A 13468-nucleotide genomic window follows, 5' to 3' on the forward strand; every position below is an offset into this window, starting at 1 on the left:
CCGTAGTCAGCCATGGCAATCATCGGTGAAAAACCGTACCCACCTTTATACGTCCCAGCGCTGTTTTCCTTCTCAGAATGAACATGCACTAGCGACGCATCGAGGTCAATAATCAGCGGATTGGCTGCCGTGGCCAGCCGGGCTGGATTCCGCGGCCCGGCCGCATTCCAGACTTTGGAGCGCAGGCTGCGGGTCATGGTGGCGAACCCGTAGGAGAAAGCTTCTGGCTGTTCTTTGATCCGGCCCATGAATCGGCTAACCGTGGCATCCGACGCTACTGAGCCAAAGAGTTCTGGTGCGGCTCGTAGCTGGTCAATATGGCTCATCCCAATCGGGGGTGTAGGAGTTGGGGTCTGAAGCCGCCGGTCTCGAGCAGGCTTCGGGCGATGTAGTTGGTCAGGTTGCGGAACCCGAGTGCGGAGCCGCGCAGGTGTTCGAGCCGTCCGTTGAGCGCCTCGGTCGGCCCGTTGCTGGTGCCGGGTCGTTCGAAGTAGGCGAGCACGTCAGCGGCTCGCTTCTTCAGGGTCCGGCCCAGGGTGGTGAGCTCGGTGAGCACCTTGGGGACGCCGGCGCTGAGGTCGGTGATCAGCTTCTCCATGAGCTCGCGGCCACGTTGCCGGTCCTCGTGGCGATAGGCGGCGATCATGCGCTGGTAGACACCCCAGGTCGCCTCGACCTCGACGTGAGCGTCATCAACGAACAGCGCGCGTAGCCTGTCGCTCTGCTTGTCGGTGAGCAGGTCCGCGCCGGTGTGCAGCGTGCGCCGCGACTTGTAGAGCGGGTCGTCCCTGAACCCACGGTGCCCGTGGATCGCGAGTTGGACCCGGCGCCGGCACCTGTCGAGGGCGTCACCGGCCAGGCGCACGACGTGGAAGGGATCCATCACCGTGACCGCGTCCGGGATCTCCTCTGCAGCGGCGGTCTTGAACCCGGTGAAGCCGTCCATCGCGACCACCTCGACCGCGTCACGGAAGGCGTCGTCGCGGTCGGCGAGCCAGGTCTTGAACGCCGCCTTCGACCGGCCCTCGACCATGTCCAGCAGCCTTGCTGGGCCGGCGCCATCGCGGACCGGGGTGAGGTCGATGATCACGGTGACGTACTTGTCGCCACGCCTGGTGTGGCGCCAGACGTGCTCATCGACGCCAATGACCTTCACGCCCTCAAACCGCGTGGGGTCGTTGATCAGCAGCCGCTTGCCTTCAGCCAGGACCGCGTTGTTGGCGGTGTCCCACGCGACCCCGAGTCCCTCGGCGACACGGGCGACGGTGAGGTGTGCGACCACGATCCCTTCCAGCGCCCACCGCAGCCCGGTGCGCGAGAGCTTCGCGCGTGGCTCCGCCGCGGCGCTGGTGTCTTGGCGCCACACGTGCCCGCAGTCGGCACAGCGGTAGCGGCGCACTACAACTTCCAGCACGGTCGGTCGCCAGCCCAGCGGCTCGTGGGCCAACCGCCGGATCACGGTGTCACGAGCAGCGCCTTCGCTGCCGCACCGTCGGCACCACTGATCTGGTTCCACCACGCGGCACGCGAGGACCGCACGATCCGGTTCAAGTCGTTGTCCGGTCACGCTCAGACCGAGGCCGTCGAGTCGAGCGAAGGCGGTCAGGTCAGGGCGGCCGAAGCCGGCCGGCGGGGTAGCGTCGGACACGTCGAGGTCTTTCGGATGGATGGCGTAGGAACCTCCGTCGTCGGGAGACCTCGACGTCTATCTGCGGACCGACGCGCCCGGCCGACCTACACCGTCATCTGAGAAGACCCCTGAAACGTCTTCGACGACGACGGGACCGGCGAGGAGGAGGGCGCGGTGAGCTAAAGGAATGGAGCTTACTCGGCTTCGACGCCGCCGCAAGCTCCGGTGAAACGGTCGGTACTGGTCGGTCGTCGTCGGTCACCACCGGATGGCGGCGTCCCCCACGCTCGGCGTTTGCGCAGGTCAGCGGCTCGTTCGCCCAGTGGGCGCATCAAGTGATAGACGCAAAGCCGACGTGATTCGGTCGTCGGTTCGATTCCGACAGGCGGCTCCGGCGAACAGCCCCTGACCTGCGGAAACGCAGGGCAGGGGCTGTTCGGTTCTGGTGGTCGCGCGATGCGCTGGCCTCACGGCTCTGCCCGACACCGACGTCGCTCTCCTCTGCGACGGACCCCTCGCAGGCAGAGCGCTCGCGGCCGGCATCCTGTCCGTGTGCCGATAGGCCTCGCACCGCTCGGCAACGCAGCGTGGCGTTGCGTCGCGACCTGGCGACGGCTCGGCGGGGCGCGATGGTCTCGTGCGTTGGCGGACTACGGGAGCTTGGACGCGAGGACGTCGGCCGCCAGGATCTCGGGTGCTGCGCCGAGGAGGTGCTGGTTGGCCATCAGGGCTGCGACGATGGCGCCGTTGGCGTGGGCGTCGCGAGCGGCCTCGTCGGGGAATGCATCGAAGATCCAGAAGGTGTCGGCGTGGGTCCTGACCGCGAACCAGACAATCGTTCCTACTTCTTCGTTGGCGAGCGCGACAGCGCCGGCGAGCAGATCGGCGAGCGCGTCGTGCTGTCCATCGGCCGCGACGATCTTGGCGACGAAGGCATACGGAAGTGATGCGGGTGTTGACATGAGGGGTTCTCCTAGGTGTCGAGGTTTCTTGGTGAAGCGAGTTCAGTCTATGACGAAAAAGGGCATGTGAGAAGTGGCGTATACGGCAGTATTGCTATTGTTTACGTCATGCGTATTGGACTGATCGCGATCGACGGCTGCTTCGGTTCGGCTATCGCGTCGATCATCGACATCGTGCGGGTGGCCGACGGAGCCCGCGGCGATGTCGACCCGCGGATCGACCCGATCGAACTCGCCATCCTCGGACCGAAACGGCGAGTGACCACGACGGCATCGATGACCCTGTCGGTGGACCACCCGCTGTCGGAGTCCGGAGAGTTCGACGTGGTCGTCGTCCCTGCGCTTGGAACCCTTACGGCCGCCGCTACCAACGACGCCCTCCAGAGCCGAGATGCTCGTTCGGTCATCGCCTCGCTCGGGCGCCTCGACGAGGCGACCACCCGGATCGCCGCGGCGTGCACCGGCGTGTTCGCCGTCGCCGAGACCGGACGGATGCATCATCGGCGGGCGACGACCAGCTGGTTCCTGGGGCCGGAGTTCCTGAAGCGCTATCCGACCGTCGCCCTCGATCTCGACACCATGGTCGTGGTCGACGGGAACCTCGTCACCGCCGGCGCCGCCTTCGCCCACATCGACCTCGCGCTCTCACTCGTGCGATCGATCAGCCCCGACCTGGCCCAACATGTCGCCAAGCTCCTCATCATCGACGAGCGCCCGTCGCAGGCGGCCTTCGTCGCCTACGAACATCTCCGGCACGAGGACCCGATCGTCGTCGAGTTCGAACGCTTCGTGCGCGCCCGCCTGGACGAACCGTTCAACGTCGCCTTCGTCGCGCAGTCGCTCGGCACCAGCCGGCGCACCCTCGAACGACGAGTCCGTGCGGCGCTCAACCTCACTCCGCTCGGCTTCGTCCAACGGCTTCGCATCGAACGAGCTCGGCACCTCTCAGCAACCACGGACCTCACCTCCGCCGAGATCGCGCTACGGGTCGGCTACGCGAACGCCGAGACTCTGCGCTCCCTCCTGCGCAGGGAGCGACGCCGTTCCTGACCTATCGCCATGCCTTAGAACCACCTCTCAGTACGTCGCGTCGACGCTCCTGCGTCGCCCCTGGACGCCCCACTCGACACGCCCGCAGCACAGGCCATGCGACGTGCCCCGGCTTCCCGGACGGTCGGGGTTGGGTGGCTATGATGTCGCTGCGTTCTCGTCGAGAGGATCAGCAGACCCGATCAGGGTCGATTGGGATGAGACACGAAGGCGGTCAGGTCAGGGCGGCCGAAGCTGGCCGGCGGGGTAGCGTCGGTCACGTCGAGGTCTTTCGGATGGATGGCGTAGGAACCTCCGTCGTCGGGAGACCTCGACGTCTATCTGCGGACCGACGCGCCCGGCCGACCTACACCCTCATCTGGGAAGAGCCGTCAATATCTGTGGCTTGTTCACCGCCGGCCGCCAAGGACAGGGCCAGCGCGCCGAGGATCTTGCCTGGCCGGTGCGTTGCGGTAGCGGGTACGAACTGGCTGAACCGGTCCTCGCATACCCTGCGGAAGTCCACCGCGTTCAGGAAGCTGGTCAGCACCGACAACCCTGCATGGGAGACCAGAGATTGACCGGTGAGTTGGGTCGGGATAGCAGGGAAAACGTGAGTAGAATGGTTCACAGAAAAGGTGATCCTTCGAACGGGTATTTTGGAAGCTTAGACACTCCCATTTTCCCTGTTCAGGTCACCTTTTCATCTTTTAAGTCAGTTAATGACTACCGGCCTTCATGAAATACCCGGGTTAGAATGTGGAGTGTGAATGAAACCGGTGAAATTGCACTCCTGCCAGAGAACTACTCAGACAAGGTGTTCGCGATCCTGCTCGGCATAGCCGACGGCGCAACCCACGCCCGCGACGATATCGATCCCGGCGCCACCGAATTGCTCCCGCTGTATATGGCCGACGGGCTGCTCGAAGCCCTCGAATGGGCCAACGACGGTGTGGGCAGCGATGAAGCGGCCTGTATGTGGCTTGCCTCGCTGCGCGGCTACGCACAGCTGACCGGGTCTTTCCCTACCGGAGCGCCCGAACCGCTGAAACGCTGGATCGATGCCGAGTTCGCCAAGGTTGAACTGCACGAAGGCATCCTGCCCGGCGACCCGCAAAATGTCGCCGGACTGAACTCCGCCGATATGGGTCAGCGCGTTCGCCCCACGGGCCCCAACGCCGATTCAACCGGAGTGCTTCCGCGTGCGGCCGTTGCCGCACTGCTGGCCCGCGTACCCGTGGACACCACGGTTGCCGTGGCCCGCTCGGCCGCATTCCTGACGCACGATACCCAGGCTGCCAACACGGCCATCGCCGCCGCAAAGATCATTCGTTCGGCCATGGAACGCTCCGAAGGCTCCGCCGGCGAATGGGAAGGCATGCTTGAAGGGCTGGAAGGCCCTTCGGCCGAGGCCCTGCGCCAAGTCGTTTCGATCGTCCGGGATTCGCTGCACCTGTCACCGACCGATGCCTACGCTGCCTACTTCGCCGACAAGGGACCCGCCGAGGCCGAAGAAGAATCCGATGTCGAATCCGAAGAGGCGCCAGCAGACGACGAGACCACCGTACGCGACCCAGAAACCGATGCCTACGCCGTAGCCCTGTTGGCTGCCGTTTATGGTTCCGATGCAGTGGGCGACCGCCCTGCCTCCGCGTTGGATGACATTATCTCCGAGCTGCATGACCGTTGGATGGCCCTGCTCGTCTAAACGCGTATCGCTGCGACGGTGCCGACATAATCGTTGGCTCGCCTGGTCTTGGATTCCGGAAGATTGGTGCCGGGACCAGGTGAGCAGACTTCTCAAGGTTCTAGGCAAACCTGCCGTACACGCCACAGCGGGATGTCACGCGAACACTCTCGGGTTCTCACATTCCGCCGGCAACGCGCAGCGTCGCCCCGGTGGTGTACCCGGCATCCTCGGAGAGCAGCCACGCGACGGCTCCGGCAATCTCTGCCGGATCTCCGGCGCGCCCCAGTGGGATCGCAGCAGCCACTTTCGCTGGCCGCTGCGGGTCCTGGTGGAAGTCGGTCCAGACGGTCCCGGGCTCGACGCAGTTGACACGGACGCCATACGAGGCGACCTCCTTTGACAACCCGACGGCAAGGGCGGCCACGCCTGCCTTCGCGGCAGCATAGTGCACGTAGGAACCGGGGCTGCCAATCGTGGAGGCTGCGGAACCAATAAGCACCAGTGAACCGCGCGTCGCCTTGAGGCGCGGGATTGCGGCGCGTGCGGTCAGCACCGGGCCAAGCAGGTTGACCTCGAGATCCTGCCGGATCGCCTCGGGGTCGAGATCGGCCAATGCTCCGACAGCCTCGACGGCGCCGGCCGACGCAACCACACCCGCTAGCGGACCGAGGGCCTCACCGGACCGAAAGAATTCTTCCAACGACGTCGGATCGGTGACATCTACGCGGGAGGCGAGCGCATGACCGCCCTGCTGGCGGACATTGTTCGCTAAGGAGATTGCTGCTTGCTCATCGCGGCGGTAGCCGATGAGAACATTATGCCCCGCGGCTGCAACGCGTTGGACGATGGCAGCACCAATGCCTCGTGAGCCGCCGGTGACCGCGACCACCATTCCAGAAGAGTTCATTCACCGAGCTTAAACGCGGCAGGCGGGCGCGCCAAATCTGGGCGTTTAAACACTCATGCGAGTTGCTGGGGCGAGGTTGTTCCTGGCTTGATCCCGGATCGCTAGCCACTAGACGATGAAGCTAGCTCTTGTTCCTCACCGGTGGTGGAGTTCTGCTCCGTGTCCGGGAAGACAAATTTGTGCAGCGCCCACCAGCGGAAAACCATGGCCAGTACGGTGCCGATGATCGGCCCTGAAACGAAGTCGGCGATTTCCTGGCTCAGGAAGGAGACCTGCGGATAGTGATATCCCAAGATCCACCGGGACACATACAGCGGGGCCGAGTTGATGCCAATGCCAATCAGTGAAACCGCAAAAAATCCGATCGCCTGGACGCGCTTGCGGAAGGCATCGTTCTGATGCTGGAAGGTGTACTGCCGGGTCAGGACGAAGGAGACGATTGTCGCAACACCGTTGGCAATGATGAAAGCGGTCGTCGGGTGCGGTTCGAGCACCGTGAATTTCAGACCGTAGTTGACCACTAGCGTCACCACAAAGCAGAACCCGCCCACGCCGACGAAGCGCATGAGTCTTGTTAGCACGCGATTTTTACCGCTCACAGTTGCTCCGTGGTTGTTAGTGGCTGAAGACGTTGTTGCGGCTGGCCGTGCTTAACCCTGAACGGCCATTCCGAAGCCTTCGACCAGCTGCATGAACTCACCCTCGGAGATGATTTCCACGCGTTGCCCCTTGTCACGCAGTTTCAGCACGTGCTTTGCCTTGTTGGTCAGCCGCCCGTTGGAGAGATCCTGCGGCACAAACCCATCTCCGACAACCAGCGCGGTCGTTGCCCGGGTGACCCGCGAGGCGGTCTGCGCACCGTAGTTAGCGGCCCATTGCTTTGCCTTGGGGCGAGGCACGGCGAGATTGCCGGTAAAGACCATCACCTGTCCGTATAACGGATGCGTGGGATCGGCACTCGAATTCGGTTCGGGATTATCGCCTTCCTGCGGCCATGAGCCGAAGGTGTCTTGGGGCGGCAGCTGTTGGCCGCTGGCTATCCAGCCTTGTGCGTCACGGGTAGCGCGGGAAAACTCTTCGCCCGGGTTCCACGCGGCGGTCAATCCAAGCCCGACTTTGTAATGATCGGCTGCCTGCAAGACAGTGCTCGCATTGCTGCGTTGCGCTATGTCGATCATCGCCCACGCGCAGGCCTCGGCATCAGCCAAGGCTTCGTGGTGGTTTTCGATTGGGTGCCCGGCCTCTTCGGCGACGAACGGCAGCGAATAGCTCGGCAGATCATAGGCCTTGCGCGAAAGCTTGACCGTGCAAAGGTGAGCAAGTTGCGGTACCGATAGCTCACTGGCTTCGGAAGCTGCCCGAATGACGCCCGAGTCGAAAGCCGAGTTGTGGGCTACGAGAACATCTGAACCGACGAACTCCAGCAGGTCGCCGAGCTTCTCGCCGACCCGTGGCGAGTGTGTGACCATATCCTCGGTGATGTGGTGAATCGAGACGTTCCGTGGGTCGAAATGATCGAAACCCTCCGGAGGCCGAAGCAACCACTGTTCGGTTTCGACGATACGTCCGGAACGGACCTTTACTAGGCCGACCGAGCAGGCCGAGCCGATAAATCCGTTCGCCGTTTCAAAATCTAGCGCTGTGAAGTCCAATGACACGCCTGCCAGTTTACTCCCTTTCGCTAAATCAACGTCATCTGTGTCCCCTCGACGGCCTTTCTCGGCTGCAAGACTCCCTTTTACTACAGCGTTGCGTATCTCATTAAACACGTATCTGACCTGCGTTTATTAACAATCGATTCGATTCTCCGCAAAATAGGAAGAGCAAGACAGCTCACATCAGAAGGCACTGCAGTTCCAGCGATTCACGCCGTAGTGAATTACGCATTTTGATGGCGAACCGCTCAGCATGCGCAGGCCATTTCCCCTAGCTGCCTCCCTTCGCCCATAGTCCCTGCAAGGATCCATCGTCCACAGGACGACAATCGGATTTTCGGGTTAAATCAGCGAAAGGCCCAGAGCTGCACCGAACACGGCATTGGATGCTCGCGTCGCCCGTAAAGCCGATATACGCAAGCGATTACTCCCGGGGCGCGGCTGGGAAGAGCGACTCGTAGTAGCCGCTAAGTGCTGGGTAATAATCCGGTTCGAATCGGATTTCATCGGCATTGGCACCGGAAACGGCTGCCACCAGCCGGTCCAGGTAGTAATCCCACCCAGGACCCACCGAGCCGGCCATGGTCGGATCGAGCCCCGGCATCCTGAACACCAACTTGCTGCCGTCCGAAACTTCCTCGATCGATAATTCCAACCGCCAAACTTCCTCGCCTTCCCCGGTGCTGACGCTAAGAAGGTAAGCAGCCCGGTCACAGCTCAGGATCTCGACTTTCTCGCGGGGCGTTCCTTCCTCGGCGGTCAAAGCGACTTCCACTTCCCCGCTATTGGGGTCACCCCGCCAACTGCCGAACCACAAAGCAGTTCGATCCGAAACAGCAAGGTAGGTCCAAAGCTCTGCGGCTGGCACCGTGAAAACTCTGCGCAGCTCCAAGGCGCCATCGGGTGCGCGGGTTCCGGTCGGCAGGGCGTTCATGGCCACTCTCCTGATTCTCCATGAATTGCCGAGGTGGATTCGGTATCCATCGGGCTCGACAGCGGTGTATGTAGGGTAGCAAGAAAGGTGCCATCCGTCATTGGAAAAGAAACGCCTTGCCATGCTCGGTCACGCCCTCATCATCTGGCGACCGCCCAGGCGTCGGCAGGCTGATTTTGCCGACCGTGGGCAATTCGCCTCTTCCCCACCCTGGCGACCAAAACCACTGCGGGAAAAGTGCTATTTCAAGCCCATCTGTTGCTCCATGCAGCTCTCGATAGACCCGATTCGACCTGGCTTGGGACAGGAAATATTCGCCTAGTCTTTGAGTTTTCGGCCCGACCTGTTTCAATTCGAAGGCTGTGGCCCAGCTGCGGAGCGTCGTATCGTTGGGCACAGCACTTCCCATCCAAGCATTGACCTTTCCAAGGAGCACCATGGTTTCGCTATCTCCCGAACGCCAAGACATCTTGGGGTTGCTGGCGGAGGCCCGTTTCTTCCTGAAGAATACGACCCGCGGGCTGAGCGATGATCAGGCCAGGCTTCGCCCCACGGCCAGTGCTCTCTGCTTAGGAGGAATCATTAAGCACGTTACCGCCACCGAGGATTCCTGGGCGCGATTTGTCGTCGAAGGCATGGAGGCCCAGTCGGTCAATGGGAAGCATTTTGCGCAGTGGGGAGCGGAGGAATACGCGATTCGGCAGGCTCAGTTTGAAATGGGAGCAGATCAGACTCTGGCGGAAATCATTGCTGATTACGATGCCTGCGCCGCACGCACCGATAAGATAGTGACTACCCTTGCGGATCTTGATCGACGTTTCGAGCTACCGCCGGCTCCATGGAACGAACCTGGCGCGAGCCTTAGCGTGCGCCGGTCATTGCTTCACATCGGTGCAGAGACTTCTCAGCATGCTGGGCACGCCGACATCATCCGCGAGTCCATCGACGGTGCGAAGTCGATGGGATAGGGATCGCGCTGCGCTGGGTCTCCGGCTAGCAGAATACCCAGGAAGCGAGTGATTCGCTCCCCGGGTATCAGGCCATCTATCGGGCGGCTAGGCCACTGTTGCCTTACGCAAGGTCAGATACGAACCGCCGGCCATCACCACCGCTACGGCACCACCCCACAAGGTCACCCCGGCAGCAGTCCAAGTCAGCGCCCAGCTCCAGAAATTGTCCCAAAAATCGCTGAAGGTCATCAGCGCGGCAACTCCGAGGAGCACGACTCCTAGTCCAATGAAGAAGACCACCATGCCGGTCGTCTTCCAGCGCATGTAGATCGTGGCGATCAAGAAGCCGATCATGAACAGCAGTACCATCAGCACGAAGTAGAAACCTACCTGAACCGCCGCGTTGTTATCCGCGATCCATTCCAAGGCGAAGAACCGGGAATCCAGCCACCAACCACCGGTTGCCTTCTCCACCAGTCCCATCAAGTAGTAGAAGATCGATAGCGCCAGTGCGCAGGCCGAAAACAATAGGACCGTTCCGAGGTAGAAACTGCGTCGCGAGACGCTCATGGCCTGAGAAAAGGGGAAGGTTAAGGTCAGTGCCTGGATACCCAACGCCAAAAAGTACCACATGGGCGCTTGGGCTCCGCCGCCATAAACGGCTCCCTCGGCTCCGGCTTCGCGGACTATCCAGAAGATCGCCAACGAGAAAATAAAAGAGCAGCCGAGAATCAACAGCGGGAGGCCAATAAAGACCCATTTGTTGATCAGTTGCATGCGAACTACCTTTATTACACGCTCCATTGCTTTGCCTCCTCATCGCCTTCGGTTGTTTCGCTTTGAACCGGCTGCCCCAAGGCAGTCCGTACGACCAGTTGCTGTAGTGAAACGGGGCTGAGATCAAGACCCAGTTCTCGCGCTTCGGTTTGTTGCCTCTCCGAAAGTCGCGCTCGGATGCTGATGCTCGCCAGCGTTCCCAGAGAATCCCGGTGAATGACCGGGTAACCCTCGATAAACTCGTGCACCGTGCTCGAGTTGCCGCTGACCGTCACCGCGGCCCCTTGAAGGGATTCAGCATCGCTGTCCATCACAATGCGACCACCGTCGATGATGATCACGTGTTCGAGGAGATTTGCGACCTCGTCGATCAGGTGGCTGGAGAGCACGATCGTGCGTGGATACAGCGAAAAATCTTCAACCAGTCGGTCGTAGAAGATCTGCCGAGCCACCGCATCCAGGCCCAGGTATGGCTCGTCGAAGAAGGTAACTTCGGCCCGCGAAGCCAGGCCAATGATCACTCCAACGGCCGAAAGCTGGCCGCGGGATAGCTTCTTGATCTTGCGCTTGACCGGCAAGTTGAAGTCTGCGATCAGCTCCTGGGCTAGCGCCTCGTTCCAATTTTCGAAGAAGAGGGACGCTGCTTTGAACGCCTGAAAGACCTTGTACTCATCGGGGTACTTCTGCGATTCACGAATGAAGCAGATGCGGGACAGGGTTGCATCATGCTCGAAGGGCGCGTGCCCGAAGATCTCGATCTCGCCACTGCCGGGGTACCCCTGACCGGTGAGGATCGACATCAGGGTCGTCTTGCCAGCGCCATTGCGGCCGAGCAGACCGTAGATCTTGTTGGATTCTAGCTGCAGGGTAACGTCATCCAGCGCCTTGACGTCCTTAAACGTCTTAGTCAGCCGTTGCGCCGAAACTGCGATTTTCTCAGACATCACTCATACCTCCGTGGGTCGAATCCAATGGATGTGCGGATTTGATCATGTCCATCAGCTCCTCAACTCCGATGCCAAGTTTCCCCGCTTCGGCCGTCAGCGGCTGGACGTACAGGTCATTAAATTTCTGTCGACGCTTTTGCCTCAGCCGTTCCGGCGCGCCCTGTGCTACGAACATCCCGATCCCCCGCTTCTTATACAACAGCCCTTCTTCAACGAGCTTGTTAATTCCTTTGGCCGCAGTTGCCGGGTTAATCCGGTAAAAGGCGGCGAATTCGTTTGTCGATGGCACTTGGGCCTCTTCGGCAAGCACGCCAGCGAAAATATCATTTTCGATCAGCTCGGCGATCTGCATGAAAATCGGTTTCGAATCATCGATCACGCCATGCACTTCCCCTCGTTTGTGGAACCAAATCTCCCAACCAGTTCATTGGTTCATTACTCATGTAACTAACCATAGAACCTGGGTGAAAATTATGCAATACCACTGCCTTCCGCGCACGAAAAAACCGGCCGGCTCTCCGTATTTCCCATATCGGGGAAAAGCGGAGAGCCGGCCGGTTCACCAGAAGCCAGGTGGCTATCTGCGCCAAGTCACGCTGGCGCTTATTTGATGGCTAATGCCTTGCTGACCTCAGTGATAATTGCTGGTAGCAACAGTTTGAATGCCTGGGCGCGATGCGAGATCGAGTTCTTTTCCTCTGCCGAGAACTGAGCCAAGGAACGGTTGGAATCTTTGGGCTGGAATACCGGGTCGTAGCCGAAGCCATGCTCGCCGGCACGCTCGCGGCGCAGCCGGCCCACAAGCTTGCCGAGTTCCACTTGCTGCGCACCACTCGGAGTAGCCAGTGCCGCGGCGCAGACGAACGCGGCGCCACGGTGCTCTTCGGCGATATCACCGAGCTGCCCCAGCAACAGGTCGATATTCGCTTCGTCGTCACCGTGCGATCCAGACCAGCGAGCCGAGAAGATCCCGGGTGCACCGCCTAAGACATCAACGCTCAATCCCGAATCATCGGCCAGCGCGATCAGCCCGGTAGCGGCACTGATCTCCTTGGCCTTCTTCAGCGCATTGCCCTCGAAGGTGACCTGATCCTCGACCGGGTCCGGGGCGCCGGCGGTGGCCGCGTCGATGACCTGGGTGTCGACATCCAGGCCAGGCACCTGGCCGCGCAGCAGCTCGCGCAGTTCGCGCAGCTTGCCCTGGTTGCGTGAGGCTAGGACGAGAACTGCCTCGCTCATTTGGCGTTTCGCAGGGTCTCGGTCTGGATCTGCGCCAGCTCGGTGGTCCCGATCAATGCAAGGTCCAGCAATGCGTCGAGCTTTGCACGCTTAAACGGTGCGCCCTCCGCTGTACCCTGCACCTCGACGAAGTCACCGGAACCGGTGACCACGACGTTCATGTCGGTCTCCGCGCGAACGTCCTCCTCATAAGGCAGGTCGAGCATCGGGGTACCGTCGATAATGCCCACGGAGATCGCCGCGACAGAATCGGAGAGCACCTTCGCGTTGGACTTCAGGATTCCCTCGCGGCGGGCCCATTCCAGCGCTTCGGCCAGCGCCACATAGGCGCCGGTGATCGCGGCGGTGCGGGTTCCGCCATCTGCCTGCAATACGTCGCAGTCGAGCACGATGGTGTTTTCGCCTAGCTGTTTGGTGTCAACCACCGCGCGCAGCGAGCGGCCGATCAGTCGGGAAATCTCATGGGTGCGGCCCGACAGCTTGCCCTTGACCGCTTCGCGGGAGTTACGGGTGTTGGTGGCACGTGGAAGCATCGCGTATTCTGCGGTAACCCAGCCGGTCCCCTCGCCCTTGAGCCAGCGCGGCACGCCCTGGGTGAAGGAAGCGGTGCACAGCACGCGGGTATTTCCGAATTCGATCAGAGCCGAGCCTTCGGCCTGGGTGGACCATCCACGGGTGATGGTGATGTCGCGAAGTTGCGCGGCGCTGCGGCCGTCGGCACGTAAAGTCATGCTTCCATCCTAACGAA

Annotated in this window: 15 protein-coding genes and 2 pseudogenes; 3 read left to right on the top strand and 14 right to left on the bottom strand. The window is 61.4% G+C overall.

Annotated elements, in window-relative coordinates:
- From CQ015_RS18035 to CQ015_RS18045, 3 genes and pseudogenes are all read right to left on the bottom strand, one after another.
- Nucleotides 1–317: pseudogene (locus CQ015_RS18035) on the bottom strand (transposase); the annotation flags it as partial.
- Between the two features lie 5 nt (nt 318–322).
- A complete protein-coding gene (locus tag CQ015_RS18040; RefSeq protein WP_026138135.1) occupies nt 323–1648 on the bottom strand; it encodes an ISL3-like element ISPfr2 family transposase in 1326 nt (441 codons plus the stop codon).
- Between the two features lie 632 nt (nt 1649–2280).
- On the bottom strand, nt 2281–2592 hold the full coding sequence (locus CQ015_RS18045; RefSeq protein WP_003941073.1) for a putative quinol monooxygenase: 312 nt from the start codon (nt 2590–2592) through the stop codon (nt 2281–2283).
- A 108-nt stretch (nt 2593–2700) separates the two neighbouring features.
- On the opposite strand from CQ015_RS18045, the gene CQ015_RS18050 reads away from it, so the two are divergent.
- Nucleotides 2701–3642, top strand: coding sequence for a GlxA family transcriptional regulator (locus CQ015_RS18050; protein ID WP_096222961.1), 942 nt, complete (start codon nt 2701–2703; stop codon nt 3640–3642).
- A gap of 370 nt (nt 3643–4012) precedes the next feature.
- On the opposite strand, the pseudogene CQ015_RS18055 reads toward CQ015_RS18050, so the two are convergent.
- Nucleotides 4013–4252 (bottom strand): annotated as a pseudogene (locus CQ015_RS18055) (IS1380 family transposase); the annotation flags it as partial.
- 135 nt (nt 4253–4387) lie between these two features.
- Between CQ015_RS18055 and CQ015_RS18060 the strand changes: the two are divergent.
- Nucleotides 4388–5329, top strand: a complete 942-nt coding sequence (locus CQ015_RS18060) for an ADP-ribosylglycohydrolase family protein (RefSeq protein WP_181150460.1) — start codon at nt 4388–4390, stop codon at nt 5327–5329.
- 157 nt (nt 5330–5486) lie between these two features.
- Here the strand turns inward: CQ015_RS18060 and CQ015_RS18065 are convergent, their stop codons facing one another.
- The 5 genes from CQ015_RS18065 to CQ015_RS18830 form a co-directional block, all read right to left on the bottom strand.
- Nucleotides 5487–6218, bottom strand: a complete 732-nt coding sequence (locus CQ015_RS18065) for an SDR family NAD(P)-dependent oxidoreductase (RefSeq protein ID WP_105554806.1) — start codon at nt 6216–6218, stop codon at nt 5487–5489.
- A gap of 101 nt (nt 6219–6319) precedes the next feature.
- A complete protein-coding gene (locus CQ015_RS18070; RefSeq protein WP_146112533.1) occupies nt 6320–6817 on the bottom strand; it encodes a GtrA family protein in 498 nt (165 codons plus the stop codon).
- Between the two features lie 51 nt (nt 6818–6868).
- Complete coding sequence (locus tag CQ015_RS18075) at nt 6869–7876, bottom strand: exonuclease domain-containing protein (RefSeq protein ID WP_105650801.1); 1008 nt, start codon at nt 7874–7876, stop codon at nt 6869–6871.
- 421 nt (nt 7877–8297) lie between these two features.
- Nucleotides 8298–8807: an SRPBCC domain-containing protein gene (locus CQ015_RS18080; RefSeq protein WP_181150461.1), complete on the bottom strand. Its 510-nt coding sequence runs from the start codon at nt 8805–8807 to the stop codon at nt 8298–8300.
- A 97-nt stretch (nt 8808–8904) separates the two neighbouring features.
- Nucleotides 8905–9246: a hypothetical protein gene (locus CQ015_RS18830; protein ID WP_146114092.1), complete on the bottom strand. Its 342-nt coding sequence runs from the start codon at nt 9244–9246 to the stop codon at nt 8905–8907.
- On the opposite strand from CQ015_RS18830, the gene CQ015_RS18085 reads away from it, so the two are divergent.
- Nucleotides 9245–9775 (top strand): DinB family protein, encoded by a 531-nt coding sequence (locus CQ015_RS18085; RefSeq protein WP_105650803.1) that lies wholly within the window; start codon nt 9245–9247, stop codon nt 9773–9775. The two genes, CQ015_RS18830 and CQ015_RS18085, sit on opposite strands and share 2 nt — an antisense overlap.
- Before the next feature lie 87 nt (nt 9776–9862).
- On the opposite strand, the gene CQ015_RS18090 is transcribed toward CQ015_RS18085, so the two are convergent.
- From CQ015_RS18090 to rph, 5 genes are all read right to left on the bottom strand, one after another.
- Nucleotides 9863–10534 (bottom strand): hypothetical protein, encoded by a 672-nt coding sequence (locus CQ015_RS18090; RefSeq protein WP_258134036.1) that lies wholly within the window; start codon nt 10532–10534, stop codon nt 9863–9865.
- A gap of 14 nt (nt 10535–10548) precedes the next feature.
- The gene (locus CQ015_RS18095; protein ID WP_105554239.1) at nt 10549–11478 is read right to left on the bottom strand and encodes an ABC transporter ATP-binding protein; all 930 of its coding nucleotides are present in this window, start codon (nt 11476–11478) and stop codon (nt 10549–10551) included.
- Nucleotides 11471–11860, bottom strand: coding sequence for a GntR family transcriptional regulator (locus tag CQ015_RS18100; RefSeq protein WP_258133683.1), 390 nt, complete (start codon nt 11858–11860; stop codon nt 11471–11473). The genes CQ015_RS18095 and CQ015_RS18100 overlap by 8 nt, the downstream gene beginning before the upstream one ends.
- Nucleotides 11861–12084: 224 nt before the next feature.
- Nucleotides 12085–12720: an RdgB/HAM1 family non-canonical purine NTP pyrophosphatase gene (gene rdgB / locus CQ015_RS18105; RefSeq protein ID WP_105650804.1), complete on the bottom strand. Its 636-nt coding sequence runs from the start codon at nt 12718–12720 to the stop codon at nt 12085–12087.
- Nucleotides 12717–13451, bottom strand: coding sequence for a ribonuclease PH (gene rph / locus CQ015_RS18110; protein ID WP_105650805.1), 735 nt, complete (start codon nt 13449–13451; stop codon nt 12717–12719). The genes rdgB and rph overlap by 4 nt, the downstream gene beginning before the upstream one ends.
- Nucleotides 13452–13468 lie beyond the last annotated feature (17 nt).

The organism is Arthrobacter sp. MYb221 (assembly GCF_002979835.1).
GTDB lineage: Bacteria > Actinomycetota > Actinomycetes > Actinomycetales > Micrococcaceae > Glutamicibacter.